We start from the raw sequence: 1393 nt of genomic DNA, 5'->3' as shown, positions 1-1393 counted from the left end.
CCCCCCCACCCACCACAGCAGGCAGACGGGCTCCACACCCGGCAGACAAGACCACCCGCTCCATACGCCCCCACAACCGGCCCGAACACACCCGCCCCCCAACGGACGCCGAACACCCACACGCCCACACCACCCCCGGCAGACAGCACGGCCGACCCCACCCCGGCCCCCACCGGCCAGACCGGAGCCAGGGCCAGGTCCGGAGCCGGGACCGGGGTCAGGCCGGACCGGGGCCAGGCCAGGGTCAGGGCCAAGGTCAGGCCGCAGCCAGACCGGGCCGGGGCCGGGGCCAGGCCGGGGCCAGGGCCAGGCCGGGGCCGGGGTCAGGGTCAGGCCGGGGCCGGGGTCAGGCCGGGGCCGAGGCCGGGGTCAGGCCGCGTAGAGATCGAACGTCGACCCCCGCCGGGGACCGGCCACCACATCCAGCTGGGGATCCACCGCCAGCATCGCCTGATGCAACCGCTGCACCTGCGGCGAAGGCTCCACCCCCAGCCCCTCGATCATCCGGATACGCAGCCTGCGGTAAATCTCCAGCGCCGAAGCCTGCCGCCCCGACCGGTACAACGCCACCATCGCCTGCGAATGCAGACCCTCATGCTGCGGATAACGCGCCGTCAACTCCGTCAGCTCCGCAATCAACTCCGCATGCCGGCCCAACCGCAGATCAGCATCAATACGCCGCTCCACCGTCCCCAGCCGGCTCTCCTCCAGCCGCATCACCTCAATCTCCAGGATCGGCCCCACCCGCACATCCACCAACGCCGGCCCACGCCACAACGCCAGAGCCCGCCGAAACCGCTCCGCAGCCCCCGCATCATCCCCGCCCTCAAAAGCCGCCCGCCCCTCACCCGCAAGCCGCTCATACTGATGCACATCCACACTCTCCCCCGGTATCTGCATCAGATACCCCCCATGCCGCGTCGCCAGCACCTCCTTCGCCGACCCCCGGCCCTCCCCACCCAACGCCGCCCCCACATGCCGCCGCAACTGCAAAATGTACGTCTGCAAAGTCGTCAGCGCACTCTGCGGCGGCTCCGTCCCCCACAACTCCTCCATCAGCGTCGGCACCGGCATCACCCGCCCCGGATAGAGGGCAAAGAGAGACAGAATCTGCCGCGGCTTACCCGCCGACGGAACAATCGATCCCCCATTGACCTCGGCGCTCAACGGACCCAGAACCTGAACCTTCATGGGCTTCCTCCGTACGTCGACGAGAACCACAACCACACACCACAACCCACACCCACCCCGACCACACCAGCCGGCCGGCCCAGACGAGCAACCCCCACCCCCCAACACCCCAACCCCGACCGACCAGCCACAGAAGACACCGCCACACCCCCACCCCACATGACACCCACACCACCACCCGGCAAACACTCCCCCACCACCA

The 1393-nt window shown here is 69.8% G+C and carries 1 protein-coding gene; it reads right to left on the bottom strand.

What is annotated here, in order from left to right:
* Positions 1-369: 369 nt before the first annotated feature.
* Positions 370-1191, bottom strand: a complete 822-nt coding sequence (locus AC07DI_RS37255) for an AfsR/SARP family transcriptional regulator (RefSeq protein WP_478909384.1) — start codon at positions 1189-1191, stop codon at positions 370-372.
* Between the last annotated feature and the right edge of the window lie 202 nt (positions 1192-1393).

The organism is Streptomyces sp. NPDC044106, assembly GCF_056433985.1.
Note: the sequence above shows the minus strand (reverse complement) of the source record. Positions and strands in the feature narration are given on the sequence as shown.